Source organism: Bacillus sp. bc15, assembly GCF_900142585.1.
GTDB lineage: Bacteria > Bacillota > Bacilli > Bacillales > Bacillaceae_G > Bacillus_A > Bacillus_A cereus.
In genome coordinates this window covers 38715-57497 of record NZ_FRBJ01000006.1, presented here as the reverse complement: position 1 = coordinate 57497, position 18783 = coordinate 38715, and the positions used below count along the sequence as shown (strand labels likewise).

Here is an 18783-nt window from a genome sequence, read left to right as displayed (position 1 = left end):
GAAAGGAAAATGAAATTTTCCAAAAGATATTCTTTGTTAAGATAAAAAGCATACATACAAAAAGTATTGACATATCTTAAAAATGTATTTTCAAGATATAGTGGGGGAAAAGATGAGATTAGAAAAACAATTAATAAAAAAGGTGTATTATGAAACATTCCTAATGGAAAATGAAACAAAACCAACTCTTGACGTACTTGGACAAGCTTATGTAAACGAAGAAAAAAATCAGATTTCTGATGGGTCTTATATTCGTTTTGCACAAGGTGAATTTTATTATCGTCATCAAGATTTTGAAGCAGCTATTTTTAAATGGGAGAAGGTTAGTAATGAATTAGCACCATGGGCACAAAAAAATATTGCGGATGCTTATTTCGAACTTAATCAATTATCATTTGCTGAAAATATTTATACTTCCGTTACTACTGATAATAAAATATTGATGACCGAAATTAGATTACAATTACTTTCTCTTTACATTGAGCAAAATAATTTTGACTCAGCTTTCGGTGTTATTAAAGAAGCAGTTTCTTTAAATCCTGATTATCCGAATGTCACAAAAATTGCCCGTTCCTTTTATGAGGAACAGCAAGATTTTGATAGTGCAGTAGAGCTTGCTGTGAATGAGTTAATTCGAATAGAATCGTATCCGTGGTTTGAGGTGTTAAAAGGATATATCGATAAAGGGTTTACTAAACATATTTCACCAGACTATTTTTATGATGCATTAGCTACATTAAATAATGTAGATCAAGTACAATTTACACAAATGGTTTCATCACTTTGGAACAGTTATAAAGATGAACAAAATTATTTATTATGGCTTAATACAATAAATGAATTTTTCTTACATATTGAAATACATTCGTCCGATATATGGAACAAAGTTTCTGCTCTTTACGAAGAAACGTACTTTGCATTAATTCAAGGTCAATATACGCTTAGACAATTAAACGATATCATACCAAATCTGTTAGCAAATTGGTTAAAGGTAGTCAATCCATCTTATGCTGTATTTCCATCTGCAGCTGTATTGGCATGGGATGAGATTTTCCCTTCCAAAATAGATTCAGCAAATATAGAACATGCGGAAAATTTACTGTCACATTCTATTAATCATGTAAATGGCTTAGAGTACAGCTTACATCTTTTTGAATCTATTACACAATGGGCACAAAAGCACAATATAGAAATAGGTCACCGATTTAAATGGCTAGTTGACGAGCTCGCAGATTTAAGAACAAATCGTATTTTAGTAACGGGAACTTCAGGAAACGGAAAAACTACATTTATTAACTCTATATTAGGAGAAAATATATTAGAAAAATCAATTTCAAATGTAGTAGTTTTAAAAAATGATGCTCATATAGAAATAAACGCCATAACAGACTCAGCAATTACAACAACGGAAGATGTCTCTGATTACCATAATATGATGTCTCAGCACCATCAAACATATAGAGATAGAGCGTGTGTTGAATTTAAATTACCATGCAGATTTTTAAATGAAAATAAACTTACATTTGTAGTGACACCTGGCTTTAATAGGAATAACGACACTAGAGATGAGATATTCGAATATTTAAATTCTGTAGACGAATTACTATTCGTATTGAATGCGGATTCACCTTTTACTGATAAAGAACGTGACATTCTATTAAGTATTCAAGAACATACGCCAAATTTACAAATTCATTTCTTATTAAATAAAATCGATAACATTTACAGTGAAGCAGAAGTAAAAAGGGTATTACATGATACGGCAGCGAGAATAAACACATATTTCCCACATGCGAGAATTTTCCCTTATTCTTCGTTATATACAAGTAGTCAACAATTAAATGATTTAACTGAGTTTATTCATTTTAACTTTAATCATAAACATATCGATGCAGAACGTACTGAAAAGTTATTATATTTCATTCGAAAAACAATTACATATCTTTTGGATAAACGTGTTGAGAAAGAAAACAATCTAGTGGATGCTATTAATTGGAATGAAGATATGCTAGTGAAACTAAACGGTAGCATTAATAACCTTACTGCATTTGAGAGGGAAAAAATTCATTTCATTACACAATCATATCGTTCAATGAAGACTGAAATTACGAATGATCTTACTGAAAATATCCCGAAGATATTAAAGAGTTGTTCTAATATAATTAGTGAAGAAAGTGATTTCGGGCACATGGATACGGAACTAAATAAAGCAATGAATGAAAGAGTGCATAAATATTTAGAACAAACTGTACTACCTAATCTTGCTCTTTCTATGCAAAATTGGATTGCAACTTCTAATAATGAGCTTCTTCAAAGCCAAACGTATTTAGAAGAACTTAGTGAAGGGCTTAATTCACTATTTGGAGAAAATAGAATACAGTTAGAATGTGACTTTAAAGTGCTTGATGACTGGCGCAGAGATACTGACAGGATGACGACTAGAATACAAATGGATGAAGTAAATATTTTACGTCGATTTACGCCAGCACAATTTTTACTGAAAAGTGCCGGTAAATTATTTGGAGTTCTTCCTAAAAATAAATCTATGCTATATAACAAATACAAACAGTATGTAGAAAATGAAGATTATACTGAGGTAACGGCTTCTATTATGAAGAAATTTTTCTTGCAATTTGAGCTGTTTGAAAACACACAAGAGCGAGATATTAATATATTCTTTAGGAATCCATTTAACTCCTTAAAGCAAGCTGTAGAAAACACGCATTTAGAAATACAAGAAAAACAAGAGATATTACATAAGATGAAATCAAATCCTGAAATCTATCATGATTCTATCATGCTCTTTGAATTGAGATTGCGTCAATGTGAAGTAATTTTAAATATAGGTAATGATAATACCTATACGGATGTAGCTTTAGAAACAAGCGTAGAATAAAAGTAAAAGGGAGCAACTGTAATAAGTTGCTCCCTTTTTCATATATAGATTATTTTTCTGTTTCTTTAACTTTAGTTTGTACTTCGCCAGTTTTAATTTTATTGCTTTCTGAGAAGCGTAATAAATCGCCTTCAATAATTTTGTCAGACATTCGTAATTCATTTTGGGCACGTTTAATGAGGGCTTGAGCTTCTTTTTTTGGTAAATCTACAATTTCACCTGTTATACGGTCGTAGAAAGTGTTGTTTTTGTATGCATACTTATCTGTAATGAAGCTACCATCACGTAAAACAACAAAGCCAGTATATTCATCTGAAAACATATCATGGCCAAAACGAATATCATTCGTAGAATCAACACCTAATAAATTTAGAATAGTAGGTTTCATATCGATTTGTCCAGTAGGCTTTGAAATAGTTTGACCTTCTGTTTGTCCAGGAATATGAATATATAAAGGTGTACGTTGTAAATTTAAAGTATCAAATTCTGTTATTTGATCTTTTTCTAAAAACTGTGCCATTGCACGATTATGTTTTTCGGAAATACCATAATGATCACCGTATAACACAATAATAGAATCATCGTAAAGCCCCTCGGCCTTTAGACGTTCAATAAATTTTTTAATTGATTCGTCTAAGTAACGTGCTGTTACGATGTAACGATCAAATACGCCATTACCAGAGTTGTATGGTTCAATGAATTTTGTATCTTCATCATACGTAAATGGATAATGGTTTGTTAAAGTAAGGAAACGAGCATAGAATGGTTGATTAACAGTTTTTAATATATCTACTGATTGATCAAAGTATTCGATATCTTTTAATCCCCAATTTAAATTTGTTTCTGGTGTAATTTTGTAATCAAGCTCATTATAGTAACGATCATAACCAAGAGCAGAGTACATAATATTACGATTCCAAAATGTTGCGTTATTCGCATGGAATACAGAAGTGAAATAACCTTGCTGACGCAAAATTTCTGGAGTTGCAGTATAATCATTGTTACCGTGTGTGAAGAATACAGCTCCTCGATTTAATGGATACAACGACGTATCGATTAGAAATTCAGAATCGGATGTTTTCCCTTGACCAGTTTGATGGAAAAAGTTATCAAAGTAATAACTTTCATTTATGAATTCATTTAGGAATGGTGTAACTTCTTGCCCATTGACTGATGCGCCTATTAAGAAGGTTTGCAAGGATTCAAGAGTGACGACAATTACATTTTTTCCTTTCGCTGCACCAAACATATTAGGGTTTGGCTCGCTTTGGTTTGCTTTTACGTAGTTTTCAGTTTCTTGTAATTTACTACTATCAGCAAGCGCTTTTTGTGAACCGGCTTTTACTTGCAGTGTTAAGTCATATACTTGGTGAGTATATAGGCCTAAATTTTTGACAAGTATTACTCGGTCGAATGATCTCGTTAATAATTCAGGGCGCTCTTTTTCTGCAAGATGTAGATTCGCAAAGAATACACCAATTGTTAAAAGAAAGTATAACAAGCGTGTAGAATGAGTTACACGTTCGGTTTTAAAGACCAATGATTTCTTTTTTAATAAAATAAAGAAGAAAACAATGTCTACGAATGCGAGTATAATTTTGTAGTTTAATATTTCTATAATACTGCCGCCTAATTGTCCAAAGTTTGAGGTTTGTCCAAGTACTGGTAATGTAACGAAATCACTATAAAAATCATAGAACATTACATTTCCAACGAGTACGATTGTTAATAAGAAATTAATACATAGCGCTATATAATTTCGCTTTTCACCAGTTGAAAATAATGCTAATCCAACAAATGCTAATGATGCGGCTAGAGGACTAATAAACAAAATAAGCTCTTGCGTTGAAGACTCGATTTTTAAATCAAAACTGAATCGCGTAATAAGATATGTTTTTAACCATACTGCTAAAGCCATTATTATAACAAAGCTTATATTTTGCATTTGTAAATTTATTTTATTCTTCATTTTTACACCTTCTTTATACAATTTATTTAACTGAAGTTATATATTATGTTTTTATAACTATTAGAGTGTAATGAACCATTTAGACTCTGTTTTCTAAAGGGAATAATTTGAAGTATTCATATACATACAATGGGGATTTTTAAAGCGTAGTAGCATAAATATAACTCTTTTTGAGAAACGGACAGAACAAGTCATAGTTGTAGTGAAATTGACTTATAGACATCCTACCATATTAAACACTATGATGATGTTACAAAATATCGAACAAATGAAAGTGAAAATGGATAGAGACTTTTAAAACTGTTGACATTCAATTTATTAGAATTGAATACCAACAGTTTTAAATATGTAGTTATATTACATATGTATCTTGTAAAATTCCGATTTTTTGTCGGTTAATCATTAGCCGGGAAGGATAGGAGGGCTTATTAATATATTTTTACTATATAAGTAAAGTGTTTTGAAATTAGGAATATTTGACTAGAATCTTAATGATAGAAATTAAATGTCAGATAAGTACTTTCCAACATACAGACCACTTGCAGCTGCTTGAGATAATGAGTGCGTAACGCCTGAACAATCTCCAATTAAAAATAGCCCATGTATACTAGTTTCAAAATGATTATTAATTTTTATCGTAGGAGCATAGAACTTTCCATCAATTCCATATAGTAAAGTATGTTGATCGATAGGTTCTTGTATAAATTGTTCTAAACGTAATAAAAATTCTTTGAGCCCTTCAATATATAATTGAGGAATTTCTTGATTCAAATCTCCATAATCCCCCTGTAGTGTAGGCTGTATACGGCTATGTTCCATGCTGTTTTCCGCTGTAGGTTGTTTCTTTAGTAAGTCCTCTAAGCGCTGTATAACAACCCGATCTCGTCCTTGGTTAATGCCTTTAATAATTGAACTTGCGTATACATTTGCTTCTTTGAGAGTTGGAAAATAGCGAGGAATAAATAAAGTGAAATTTAAATTAGAAGTGCCAGTTCCTTGCTCTCGAAAATTTTGACCGTCAGGCATAACTAAACCTTCTTCGTACTTTCGAATGATGCGTCCTTTTGGATTCATACAGTAAGTAGTTGCTGTGAAATGCTCACCTTGATAAGAAAGTTTTGTTTCAAAAGTATCTTTTAATATAGAACGTAATTGATGTTCTTTCATTTCTACTCTAATTCCTAAATCTACACGTGTTTGCTCCTGAGAAATATTTAGGGAACTGCACATTTCTTTTAACCAATCGGCCCCAGAGCGCCCAGTTGCAAATACTAGTTGCTTAGTTTGAACTGTTCCTTGATTTGTATCTATTGTAAAATGATCTTCCTGTTTCAGAATATGTTGTACATCTATATGAAATTGGATCTTTATTTTCGTCAGTAAAAATTCATAGAGCTGCTGAAAAATGTTACTGGAAAGTGTAGTACCAAGATGTCTTACTTCTGTTGTTAGCATTTGTAAACCACACGCTTCAGCTCTCTTAGTGAGACTTGAATTTTCAGTAGAATATTTTGAAACCGAACTTCCACCAAACTGACATAGAATTTCATCTACTTCAGCCATGAGTTGTATAAAACCCTCTTTACCGACTTTTTTCTCAAGTTCTCCGCCAAATCCGTTTGTATAATTAAATTTCCCTTCAGATTTGCCTAAACCACCAAACCCGAAATATTTATCACATGTAGTACAATTACACACTTTTCCTTCGTCTAAAGGACAATGGCGATCTTCTAGCGCTTTACCTTTATCAAGAATTAAAACTTTTTTGTTACTTTTAGCTAGTGAATAAGCCATAAAAATGCTACTTACTCCAGCGCCGATAATCGTAATATCATACATATTCTTCCACCTGCTAACGAATAGTTTGTTTTTTATTTTTCTAGTGTATAACAATTTTATGAAGTTAAGAAATAGCTTTTATTAATAAAGTGGGAGTTTTTGAACTTGATGCTTTATTAATTTCTACGAGTGGTGGAGTAAATACAAAAATTTTTATTTGAAAGAAGAAACAGTTTAAAAAATAACTATGTCATATGATTAATAACATCTTACATAGAAAAAAACAGACCTTTTAAGTGAAGAGGTCTGTTAATGATTTTAAATCTTATTTAGCAAACACATGATTACCAATTACTGCTACTGTTTGACGTGTTGTAATCCACCTGTCCGTTGATGTTTTTGGATTGTAGAAATAAATCCAGTCTGAATCTACTCCATTTGTGGAGATAGCCTCTTCTACAGCCATTTTTGCTTCTGCACTTGCAGGTTGATTAATTCTTCCATCTGTAACAGGAGTAAATGCATATCCGTATTTAATAGGTTCATAAATAACGCCTGTTATTGTATTTGGAAAACCTTTTGCATTTACACGATTTAGTATAACTTTGGCTACTGCTACTTTTCCTTTATAGGATTCGCCACCTGCTTCAGCGGTAACTAAGCGTGCCATTAAGTCTTTTTCTTTTTGTGAAATACTTGAGTTGATTTTTAAATGTTGTCCTGTATAAAGCTTGTTTCCGACTGTATTGTTAATTTGTTTTATAGATTGGACAGTGACATTGTAACGCTTTGCTATCGTTTCTAATGAATCTCCCGGTTGTACTTGATAAATAATTTGTTCAGAAATGTTCGCAGGCTTGGCGTTTTGAGGAACAGTGATTTCATTTGATTTCACGGACCCCGGAATATGTAACTGTTCGCCAATAAAGGTTTTATCGTTTCCTTTATTATTAGCCTGTTTAATGGATTGTATTGAAACTCCGTATTGTTTACTAATGCCCCAAAGTGTATCGTTCTTTTTTACTGTATGAATGGTAGAAGCTTCAGCTGTACTTTGACTACATACGAATGTAATTGCGGCCGCAGATAAAGGAATTATATGTTTTATTTTTAGTAATTTCATTGTAAATCCTCCTAAGAAAAAATTAAGGTGAAACGATTAAGTAATGTAGTTTGAAATGTGTATATGCGTAATATATTAATGTAAGTATATTAGCACATATAAAATAAATAATCACTATAAGTTTCATATTCGTTTAGTGTAGAGTCAGAATATGAAATATTGCATATGAAAATACATTGAAGTTCATATTTCTGATTACTATAATCTATTTAGTAGAAAGGGAATACGTTATAGAATTAATCATTATAGATTAATATAATGATTAATAATTATTAATAGGAGGATTGATGTAATGAAAATATTTCAAAAAATGTGTGCGTCAACTGTAATCATTACAACACTTTTAGGAACAGGAGGCACTATCAATAGTGTATATGCTGATTCTATAGAACAGCAGAGTAAATTAGGGATAGAACAAGAAACAGATAAGCAAATCATTGTAAAATTTAAAGCGGATTTGGATTTGCCATATGAAGATGGTATTGAAAAACAAATACAATCTCAAACGAATGATAAAGTAATAAAAGATCTTTTGACAGAATATCCAGATGTAACATTTACTCGTTTATTCACATCTGTAAGCCCGGAACAAATACAAAACCTTGAAGTGAAAGCACCTAATCATGTATCTACAAGTCTATTAAACTACTATATTCTTCAAAATCAAAATAGTGGGTATGAAGAAGAAATAGTAGATAAGTTAAAGGCATCTTCTTTAATAGAAGATTCGTATATGAAGAAACAAGAGAAAATAATGCCACCTGAAGTGCAATCATCAAGTGTAGCTCTTAATCCTAATAACAATCCTAGATTTAAAAAACAAGGTTATCTTGAAGCAGCCCCATACGGTATTAATGCGCCTTTCGCCTGGGGAATTCAAGGCGGTAATGGAAATGGTATTACTTTTGTTGATATGGAATACGGATGGCTATTAAATCATGAGGATTTATTACATCAAAATATTGAATTAATGTCTGGAAGAAATATAAATCAGCATGTCGGTCATGGGACGTCTGTACTAGGAATTGTATCTTCTGAGGACAATGAAGTCGGGAATATTGGGATTGCGCCAAAAGCGAAAGCAAAGGTTATCTCTCAAATAAGAGATAATGGACAGTATAATACGGCTGATGCAATATTAAGCGCTGTAAATCAGTTAGAAGCTGGGGATGTTTTATTATTAGAGGCGCAAGCATCCTTTGATGGATATGGTGATAAATATTTACCTGTTGAAGTACAACCAGATATTTTTGATGCAATTCGTGCTGGTACAGATAAGGGAATTGTAATTATAGAGGCTGGAGCAAATGGGTGGAATGATTTAGATCAGTTCAAAGATAGAAAGGGTAAGCAAGTCTTAAATCGTAATAGTAAAGATTTTAAAGATTCGGGTGCAATTATGGTAGGAGCTGGCTCTTCATCTTTCCCTCATGAACGTATGTGGTTTTCGAATTATGGAAGCCGTATTGATGTGTACGGATGGGGAGAAAATGTAGATACAACTACAGCCGAGCAAAGTAGAAGTGCTGTAAATCTTTATACTTCAAGCTTTAGCGGAACATCTAGTGCTTCGCCAATTATTGCTGGGGCAGTGACTTTAGTACAAAGCATTGCTAAAGAAAATTTAGGACAACCATATAGACCAAGTGAACTAAGAGCAATATTAAGCAACCAGAGCACAGGAACAAAATCTAAAGATCCATATGCAGATAAAATTGGTGTTTTACCAGATTTGAAGTCTATACTAGTAAACTTAGGTTATGAACAAAGAAAACCAAACGGTGGGAATGAGTTACAAGTAACAGAAAATGAACCAAACAATGAGCCTAGACAGGCAAATAAAGTTAACTTTCATACACCGGTGAAAGGAACGCTACATAATAGTGATAGAGTAGATGTATTTACTTTCCAAATTGACTCACCGGAAAATATTAATATTTCTCTACTAAATGAACAAAATATCGGAATGACATGGGTACTTCATCATGAATCAGATTTAAATAACTATGTAGCATATGGTGAAAATGAAGGAAATGTAGTTAAAGGAACTTATAATGCAAAGCCAGGGAAATATTATTTATACGTCTATAAATATGAGAATAAAGATGGTTTATATGTATTGAACATAAAATAAGCAAAAGGAACTTCAGATGAAGTTCCTTTAAATTTTTCTAATTTAGTATATGTGAATGATTTTTTAACTTTACTTCTATGCAATATTTCATATTGATGAAATGTTATTTATTTTTTATGAACTAGCTTATATTATATTCAATAAGTTTGATGTAAAAACAGAAAAAGTGAGGGATAATAATGAGCAATAAGAAGTTAATTTTGAAATTATTCATATGTAGTACAATATTTATCACATTTGTATTTGCTTTACATGATAAGAGAGTAGTTGCAGCTAGCTCTGTTAATGAGCTTGAAAATTGGTCAAAATGGATGCAACCTATACCTGATAATATCCCGTTAGCACGAATTTCAATTCCAGGAACACACGATAGTGGGACGTTCAAGTTGCAAAATCCGATTAAGCAAGTGTGGGGAATGACGCAAGAATATGATTTTCGCTATCAAATGGACCATGGAGCTCGCATTTTTGATATAAGAGGACGTTTAACAGATGATAATACGATAGTTCTTCATCATGGGCCATTATATCTTTACGTAACATTGCATGAATTCATAAATGAAGCGAAACAATTTTTAAAAGATAACCCGAGTGAAACAATTATTATGTCTTTAAAAAAAGAGTATGAGGATATGAAAGGGGCAGAAGGTTCATTTAGTAGTACGTTTGAAAAAAATTATTTTGTTGATCCTATCTTTTTAAAAACAGAAGGAAATATAAAACTTGGAGATGCTCGTGGGAAAATTGTACTACTAAAAAGATATAGTGGTAGTAATGAATCTGGAGGATATAATAATTTTTATTGGCCAGATAATGAGACGTTTACCACAACTGTAAACCAAAATGTAAATGTAACAGTACAAGATAAATATAAAGTGAATTATGATGAGAAAGTAAAATCTATTAAAGATACGATGGATGAAACGATGAACAATAGCGAGGATTTAAATCATCTATATATTAATTTTACAAGCTTGTCTTCTGGTGGTACAGCATGGAATAGTCCATATTACTACGCTTCTTATATAAATCCTGAAATTGCAAACGATATAAAACAAAAGAATCCTACAAGAGTAGGCTGGGTAATTCAAGACTACATAAATGAAAAGTGGTCACCATTATTGTATCAAGAAGTTATAAGAGCGAATAAGTCATTAATAAAAGAATAAAGATGATGAGAGTAAGAAGCGATAAAATATATCGCTTCTTTTTCTTTTCCAATAACCAACAATAGAAATTGTACTTTTATAATAGAAAAAAATAAAAACATAAGATATAATCATAAATATAAAATTGTACCTATAAATTTTATATATGTGAATGAATTTGATTTGTTGTAATGAAATGGAGGTATATACTATGAAGTTTCCACATGATTTTTTATTCGGAGCTGCTTCAGCTTCTTATCAAGTAGAAGGTGCATGGAATGAAGATGGAAAAGGTGTTACGAATTGGGACGAGTTTTCAAAAATTCCTGGCAAAACATACAATGGAACAAATGGTGATGTAGCTGTTGATCATTATCATCGATATAAGGAAGATGTTCGCTTAATGGCTGAGATGGGATTAGAATCGTATCGTTTTTCTATTTCTTGGGCGAGAATATTGCCGACTGGAGATGGAAAGGTAAATGAAAAAGGGATTGAATTTTATAACAACTTAATTGATGAATGTTTAAAATACGGGATTGTGCCGTTTGTCACTTTATATCATTGGGATTTACCATTACCGTTAGAAAAAGATGGTGGATGGACGAATAAAAGAACAGCAGAGGCTTTCGTAAAATATGCAGAAACTTGTTTTAAGGCATTTGGTGACAGAGTTAAGCATTGGATTACTTTTAATGAGACAGTAATGTTTTGTGGATTAGGTTATTTAAAAGGTGCACATCCACCAGGAATCCAAAATGATGTTCCAAAGTATTTTCAAGTGACTCATTATGTATTTTATGCACATGCGAAAACAGTTGCGGTGTACAAGCAGCTGAAACAATATGGTGAGATTGGGATTACACATGTTTTCTTACCCGCTTATAGTGTGGATAATCAAAAAGAAAATATACGAGCAGCAAATCATGCGAATGAATATGAAACGTATTGGTATTATGATCCAATTTTAAAAGGCGAGTATCCGTCTTATGTTGTACAACAATTAAAGGAAAAAGGATGGACTCCTAATTGGACGGTTGAAGAATTAGAAATCATTAAACAAAATGCAGAAGAAAATGATTTTATTGGCTTGAATTATTATCAACCAATACGAGTAGAAAGATACGATATGGATATAAAGAGTGAGGAACATTCTCGAGAAAACTCAACGCTTGCTCCAGGTAACCCTTCTTTTGATGGTTTTTATCGAACAGTTAAAATGGATGATAAAACATATACAAAATGGGGATGGGAAATATCTCCCGAAGGTTTCTTAGAGGGATTGCATATGTTGAAAGCGCGTTACGGTGACATAAAGATGTATGTAACGGAAAATGGACTTGGTGATGAAGATCCAATCATTGACGGAGAAATTGTAGATGTTCCGAGAATTAAATTTATTGAAGCGCATTTAAAAGTAATGAAGCGTGCAATTGAAGAGGGAATTAACTTAAAAGGTTATTATGCATGGTCAGTGATTGATCTTTTAAGTTGGTTAAATGGATATAAAAAGCAATATGGCTTTATTTTTGTCGATCATAATGATAACTTAAAACGTAAGAAGAAACTTTCGTTTCATTGGTATAAACGTGTGATCGAAACGAGAGGGGAAGAGTTATAACAGATAAAAGAGTATTTTAGGAGAAAGTGTATGAGTGCAAAGTATAAACAAATTGCAGATGTGTTAGAGCAAAACATTCGAGATGGGCTTTTTAATGAAACGAAAAAACTACCTACAGAAGAAGCGTTGATGAATCGATTTGAAGTAAGCCGTAATACGATACGTAAAGTAATTAGTCAGCTTGTGAATAGAGGTTATATTTTTCAAGTGCAAGGTAGTGGCATGTTTTTACGCGAAACTTCTGTAACAGATTACATTAATTTAGGAAGTTTACGTGGATTAACGAAAAATCTTGTTTCACAAAATATTGAAACGAAAGTGTTAGAGCTGGAAGTAATAGATGCGGACGAAGAGATAGCAAAGCGGATGCAATGCGAAGCTGGAACTAGGTTGTATTTTTTGAAGCGCTTAAGAATTGTAGATGCTAAACCATTCTCTATTGAAGTAAGTTATTTCAAAAAGGATATTATTCCATATTTGAACGAAGAAATAGCATTAAGCTCTGTATACAGTTATTTCATTGAAGATTTACGATTAAATATTGGTTTTGCTGATAAAGTTATTAGTTGTGAAAAAGTAAATAAAGAAAATGCACAGCTTTTAGAATTAAATGAAGGTGATCCGGCGCTTCTTATTGAAAATACAGTGTATCTTGTAAATGGAACAATTTTTGAGTTATCTCAGTCGATGTTTCATTATGAAAAGGCGAAACTTTTAAATCGAATTAATTTTAAATGAAAAATTATCGTGTGAAAAAAGCAACTGGTCCTAAGTGATCAGTTGCTTTTTATTTTTTAAGTGGATGAGCAAAAAAACACGAAAGTGGTTGGTCCGCTTTTTGCAAACATCTATTATGATAAGAGAAGAAAGGTAGTATGTTATCAACGTTTTAAAGAGGAAGGTTTTTATGTAAGTTCTTTAATTAAAATAGATGGGTCTTAGAGAGGTGAAAAGACAATGAGTTTTGCAATTTCACTAGTCGTTATTATTGTAATTGTATCGCTATTTGGGACTGTACTAGTTGCAAGAAACGTGGAGGAGAATTACGGTAAGTCTACAAAAAGAAATGTGAAAAACTTATCTGCAATCTATATTCTTCTTCTTTTTGTTCTACTGGCCGGGGTAACATGGTATGCGGTAATGATTTAATAGTTTGTAAAAGAAGTGAAATGAGAGTATGAAGTTGAAATTTCAGAAGCTATTGAGTAATCAGAAAGAGAACCATTTTGGATATATCCATTTACGGATAAGAAAATGTAACTAATTAATACTATTTTTACGGTGAATACTGTTAGTAAAAAATGAGGATAGTTCGTTTTGAAAGGAGGAAACTAGATGGAATGGAAACCAAATCGTGCAGATAAGACACCTGTATATAAACAAATTGCTGATTATATTGAAAGAGGCATTTCTTCAGGTGAATTTCCTTCTGATAGTAAGTTACCTTCTGAGCGTATATTGGCAAAGGAATTACAGGTGAACCGGAGTACAATAGTAGCTGCGTATGAAGAATTAAAATCACTTGGAGTAGTAGAACGGCAAAAGGGAAGCGGAACACGGGTTAATACAGACATATGGGGTGTCTCACATAAACGAATACCGAACTGGGGTAGGTACGTGGAGGATGGATCGTTCTTACCTAACGTACCACTCGTTCAACAAATTCGAACGGAAACACAAAAAGATGATTTAATTAATTTAGCGAGTGGTGAACTGTCACCAGAATTAATTCCGAGTGATAGATTTCGAACAATTTTGGCGGAGAAAACATTTATGGAAAATCTCGGCTATGACCATCCACTTGGAAATGAGATGTTGAGAAAAACAATTGCAGCACATGTTCAGCAATATAAACAAATTGAAGCAGATTCAAGCTCTATTCTTATTACGTCTGGAGCACAACAGGCGCTTAATCTTATCGTTCAATGTTTATTAAAACCTGGCGATGCGATTGCGATTGAAGATCCTTCATATTGTTTTTCACTTCCAATGTTTAAATCGGCCGGTTTAAACATATTTCATTTACCTGTTGATGAGCATGGAATGAATCCAGATGACTTAATCGATTTGCACAAAAAGCATCGTATTCGTATGGTCTTTTTGAATCCAGATTATCAAAATCCAACAGGTACTGTGCTTTCATTAGCGAGACGTAAAAAGATTTTAGAACTGTCTTCTGAGTTCGGTATACCAATTGTAGAAGATGATCCGTATAGTTTAATTTCTTTTAATGGAGAAGTGAACCCGACATTAAAATCAATGGACCAAAATGGAAATGTTCTTTATATAAGTTCATTATCAAAAATTGTTGCATCAGGATTACGTATTGGATGGATAATTGGTCCTACACGCGTAATTGAGCGTTTAGCAGATGCAAAGCAACAAGTTGATTTTGGCCATAGTGTATTTACGCAGTGGGTAGCAAATCAATTTTTAGAATCAAAGGATTTTCATACACATATTACGATACTTCGTGGACAATTGAAGCAAAGAAGAGATGAATTAATTGCAGAGCTTGAAGGAACATTGGGAGACCGAGTGGAATGTTTCGTGCCAGAGGGTGGAATACATGTATGGTGTAAAGTGAAAGGAAAGTTTGATGAATATCACTTATTAGGTGAATCTATACGGAATGGTGTCGCATTTGTTCCGGGCAGTGTTTTAGGTTCGAAAAATGAATATATACGATTTACGTTTGGTAGAGCGAATATAGAACAAATTCAACTTGGAATTAAACGGTTTGCCGACACGCTAAATGAAATTTCATAATATGGATGTGTGATAGTGAAATGAGGGAAAGAAATGAAGTACGTGATGCTTTTACTTCAAGTAGGCGTGCTATATATATTTAGCTTAGTGGGTACGTGGATTCAGGAAATATTCCATCTATCAATACCGGGAAGTTTAATAGGGATGTTAATGCTGTTCCTGCTCCTTTCCACTCGCATTTTACCGTTAAAATGGTTTGAGTTAGGTGCGGAAAAGTTAATCGTATTTTTACCGTTATTTTTAATCCCTTCGACAACAGGGCTGATGGAATACGGGTCTTTTCTTTTAAGTAAGGGGAGTATTATATTCCTTTTAGTAGTTGCAAGTACTGTAGTAACTTTGATTGTTTCAGGGTATATAAGTCAATTATTAATAACAACAAAAAAATAAAATCGACAAGGTGCACGATTCAAATGGTCTTAATTATTATTACTGTAGCAATTTATTTCTTGGCGACAAAGCTATATAAAAAATTTACGTTTGCATTTACGTTACCGGTGTTAACAGTTACGGCAATTATGATTTGTTTATTTTTCATTTTTGGTATTTCTCATCATGAGTATAGGGAAAATGGAGGAGACATTCTTTCAAGCTTATTGAGCCCTGCAATTGTAGCATTAGCCATACCTCTATTTAAAGAGCGAAAGATACTTATGAAAAATTTTTTATCGATACTTATTGGAGTAGTGATAGGTATAGTGGCTGTAACGAGTATGAATGTAGTGATTGGCGGAATTTTAAATATAGATAAGGAACTTATATTAACTACTTTACCACAGTTAGCAACGATGCCTATTGCCCTATCATTAGCGGATCAAATTGGTGGTATTCCATCTATGACTTCTAGTTTTGTAGTTGTTGCAGGAATAACAGGTGCTATTATCGGACCAACAGTACTTAAGCTTTTCAGTATAACAAGTACGATTGGAAAAGGAGTTGGAATGGGCTGTGCATCACATATTATCGGTGTGAGCCGTTTAGTGAAGGAAGGCGAGAAAGAAGCGACTATCGGTTCGGTAACGATGATTGTAACTGGAATACTCATTAGTATACTAATACCGTATGGAACGAAATTTATTTTTTAAATGTAATGGAGATGATAACAATGACAACATGGTTTATAGTTACATTATTTGTTTTTGGAGCTATTAAAGTATTAGTTTCTAGCATGCCCACTTCTGTTGTAGAATCAATTATTAGTAAATTTGAATTGCATCAAAAGCTTGAGGCGGAAAATACTTCTATATCGATAGATGGAAAAAATATAGAGGGAGAAATGAAACTACAAGTTATTCATGAATTTAATGAGGCTTTGTTTTTAGATAAACATTATTTCCCGCCGCACGGAGAAGGGACACCAATAGTCATTGATACGAAGAAAGGGAATAAAGAGATTAGGTTTTCTCTATATAGCTATGAGGAACATGTTGATGTCATTAAGCAATATAAGAAGAAAGTCGTTGCCTATCGTTTACGCTCTAAAAGCCTTCAAACACTGGCACCATTAGCAATAATGGAAGAGTATGCTTAAGAAGGGACCTATAATGGTCTCTTTATTTTTTTATCCAATTATATACGTTCCAAATAAAAGAATAATAAATCATATAACCAAATAAAGAATATGTATGGTTCCAATTCGCACTATGTACAAATAAACCTAAACTTTCAGCAATCTGTTCAAAAAGGCTAGCGCAAATACCGATCGAAATAATAAATAGAATTCTAGAAACTTTAGATAATTTTTTTGAAATGTGTATAAAGATAACTGTTAAAATCGGCAGTACGAACGATGTAAAAGCTATATTAACTGAAAATGTGGATGAGAAGGGTCTAGCTGGAAAGGAATATATTTGTTTATGAACAAAAAAAGCATCTAAACAAGTTCCAATAATAGAAGAGAGAAAGATTGTAACTACTAATGCTAGAAACTCATTCTTCTTCTCGGAGGAGGACATTTTTCTTTGCGAGAATTGCGAGTTCAATTTTTTCGAGTGTTTTGCAGTAGTCTTCTGTAATTTGTCCATTTATATTTTCCTCCTTATCAACTAAGTAATTCACAACTTGCCAATCGGTAAACCAATCTTCACTGTCAACTTCTTCATGCTTCATATCTCGCCATGCATAGATGAGTGAAGGACTGTATATACGATAAGCGCCACTTCGCAACTGGCATTTCTTTATTCGGCGCTTATAAAACTCACGGGAAAAAGATTCATTTACACTTGAAAATAAATGGGGCCAGTAATCTTTCCTTGATCCTGTATGCGGATGATGTTGGGCCCAGCTTATTATTTGAGATAAAACATGTGTATCTCGAAATAATAATGAATACAATCTTTTTCCAATTAATATTCGTTCATGTAAGGAAGTGAAATGTTTCATTGTATCACCAAATAGTAATACTTTTTGTTTTTTATCATTTTCGTAGAATGGGAAAAGGATATGATTAAACTGAAAGAAATCAAAGAGTTTAAATCCAATACTATTTAGTACAGTCTTTTTAAATTGTACATTTTGAATCACTCTTTTTTCTAAGTAGTTTTGTTCATTAACAATAGTTGCAATCGCTAATGTTTTTTTGTTGCCTGTTTTCCAAAAATCGTTCCACATCGTTTCCATAAATGTAGAAACATTTAGGTGAGGGAGAAGGTGAAATAACTTTTGTGATCTCTTTACACTTTGTTCGTAAAGTAAAAATTGAGGGTATACATCTTGGAAAATAAGCCAATTCCCTCTTTCTAAAAAAGAAAAAAATATGAATTGATCTTTCTCTGATAAAATTCTCGTATATAAATCGCCCTTTAAATCAGTCATATTCCAACCGCCGTTACGTGATACCATATGCCCAAGCAGTGCCCAATGTATTTCTGGATATTGAATGTAAAATTGGTAGTATGCGCGTGTTCTTGTAACATTATTTTTATTTAGCTGTTCTGTTTGTATTTTTATTTTGTTGATGAGGAGTTGCTCTTCTTTCGTTAATTTATACATGGTATCAGAAGGAATAAGTTTGCTTTTTTGTTTCAATTCATTTTTTACATCGAATAGGGAGAGAGGCAGTGCTTTGGAAGGTCCGTTATATGTATGATATGAATTGTTTCGGTCCATTCCGTTACCTCCCTTTTTCATAAATTTAAACATGATTATTGGCTATGAATCATTCTATTTATTTTATTACGAGTATAAGAAATAAATGAGCGGTGTTTTTTTACAAGGAATTTATTTATCATGCAAACAGTATAAAAAATCTTACTGTTGTGAGGTGAAATGAAAAACAGAAACTAAGTTTAATAGTTTCTGTTTTTTTATTTTGTCAATTAAATGTAACAAACGACGATTATGAT

The 18783-nt window shown here is 32.5% G+C and carries 15 protein-coding genes; 10 read left to right on the top strand and 5 right to left on the bottom strand.

What is annotated here, in order from left to right; translation table 11 throughout:
- Positions 1-112: 112 nt before the first annotated feature.
- Positions 113-2896 (top strand): dynamin family protein, encoded by a 2784-nt coding sequence (locus BUA87_RS19445; RefSeq protein WP_016512419.1) that lies wholly within the window; start codon positions 113-115, stop codon positions 2894-2896.
- Between the two features lie 49 nt (positions 2897-2945).
- Here BUA87_RS19445 and BUA87_RS19440 read toward each other — a convergent pair whose 3' ends face one another.
- The 3 genes from BUA87_RS19440 to BUA87_RS19425 all read right to left on the bottom strand — a co-directional run bounded on the left by BUA87_RS19440 (position 2946) and on the right by BUA87_RS19425 (position 7767).
- A complete protein-coding gene (locus tag BUA87_RS19440) occupies positions 2946-4865 on the bottom strand; it encodes an LTA synthase family protein (RefSeq protein WP_072940507.1) in 1920 nt (639 codons plus the stop codon).
- A gap of 501 nt (positions 4866-5366) precedes the next feature.
- On the bottom strand, positions 5367-6704 hold the full coding sequence (locus BUA87_RS19430; protein WP_000272120.1) for an NAD(P)/FAD-dependent oxidoreductase: 1338 nt from the start codon (positions 6702-6704) through the stop codon (positions 5367-5369).
- A gap of 265 nt (positions 6705-6969) precedes the next feature.
- Positions 6970-7767 (bottom strand): cell wall hydrolase, encoded by a 798-nt coding sequence (locus BUA87_RS19425; protein ID WP_000771004.1) that lies wholly within the window; start codon positions 7765-7767, stop codon positions 6970-6972.
- A 292-nt stretch (positions 7768-8059) separates the two neighbouring features.
- Between BUA87_RS19425 and BUA87_RS19420 the strand changes: the two genes are divergently transcribed.
- The 9 genes from BUA87_RS19420 to BUA87_RS19380 all read left to right on the top strand — a co-directional run bounded on the left by BUA87_RS19420 (position 8060) and on the right by BUA87_RS19380 (position 16970).
- Positions 8060-9901, top strand: coding sequence for a S8 family peptidase (locus tag BUA87_RS19420; RefSeq protein ID WP_072940504.1), 1842 nt, complete (start codon positions 8060-8062; stop codon positions 9899-9901).
- A 179-nt stretch (positions 9902-10080) separates the two neighbouring features.
- Positions 10081-11070 (top strand): phosphatidylinositol diacylglycerol-lyase, encoded by a 990-nt coding sequence (gene plcA / locus BUA87_RS19415; protein ID WP_000066296.1) that lies wholly within the window; start codon positions 10081-10083, stop codon positions 11068-11070.
- A 190-nt stretch (positions 11071-11260) separates the two neighbouring features.
- Positions 11261-12670, top strand: a complete 1410-nt coding sequence (locus tag BUA87_RS19410) for a glycoside hydrolase family 1 protein (protein ID WP_000671632.1) — start codon at positions 11261-11263, stop codon at positions 12668-12670.
- A gap of 30 nt (positions 12671-12700) precedes the next feature.
- The gene (locus tag BUA87_RS19405; protein WP_001274912.1) at positions 12701-13408 is read left to right on the top strand and encodes a GntR family transcriptional regulator; all 708 of its coding nucleotides are present in this window, start codon (positions 12701-12703) and stop codon (positions 13406-13408) included.
- 219 nt (positions 13409-13627) lie between these two features.
- Positions 13628-13819, top strand: coding sequence for a hypothetical protein (locus BUA87_RS19400; protein ID WP_000006458.1), 192 nt, complete (start codon positions 13628-13630; stop codon positions 13817-13819).
- Positions 13820-14005: 186 nt separating this feature from the next.
- Complete coding sequence (locus BUA87_RS19395; protein WP_000454956.1) at positions 14006-15439, top strand: MocR-like pyridoxine biosynthesis transcription factor PdxR; 1434 nt, start codon at positions 14006-14008, stop codon at positions 15437-15439.
- 33 nt (positions 15440-15472) lie between these two features.
- Entirely contained in the window at positions 15473-15829 is a 357-nt protein-coding gene (locus BUA87_RS19390; RefSeq protein WP_000878380.1) for a CidA/LrgA family holin-like protein, read from the top strand.
- 23 nt (positions 15830-15852) lie between these two features.
- Complete coding sequence (locus BUA87_RS19385) at positions 15853-16524, top strand: LrgB family protein (protein WP_065229232.1); 672 nt, start codon at positions 15853-15855, stop codon at positions 16522-16524.
- A gap of 20 nt (positions 16525-16544) precedes the next feature.
- On the top strand, positions 16545-16970 hold the full coding sequence (locus tag BUA87_RS19380; RefSeq protein WP_000214633.1) for a YfmQ family protein: 426 nt from the start codon (positions 16545-16547) through the stop codon (positions 16968-16970).
- 22 nt (positions 16971-16992) lie between these two features.
- Here BUA87_RS19380 and BUA87_RS19375 read toward each other — a convergent pair whose 3' ends face one another.
- Both BUA87_RS19375 and BUA87_RS19370 read right to left on the bottom strand, forming a co-directional pair.
- On the bottom strand, positions 16993-17394 hold the full coding sequence (locus tag BUA87_RS19375) for a CBO0543 family protein (protein ID WP_071713493.1): 402 nt from the start codon (positions 17392-17394) through the stop codon (positions 16993-16995).
- Positions 17369-18547, bottom strand: a complete 1179-nt coding sequence (locus BUA87_RS19370; protein WP_065229231.1) for a DUF2515 domain-containing protein — start codon at positions 18545-18547, stop codon at positions 17369-17371. The genes BUA87_RS19375 and BUA87_RS19370 overlap by 26 nt, the downstream gene beginning before the upstream one ends.
- Between the last annotated feature and the right edge of the window lie 236 nt (positions 18548-18783).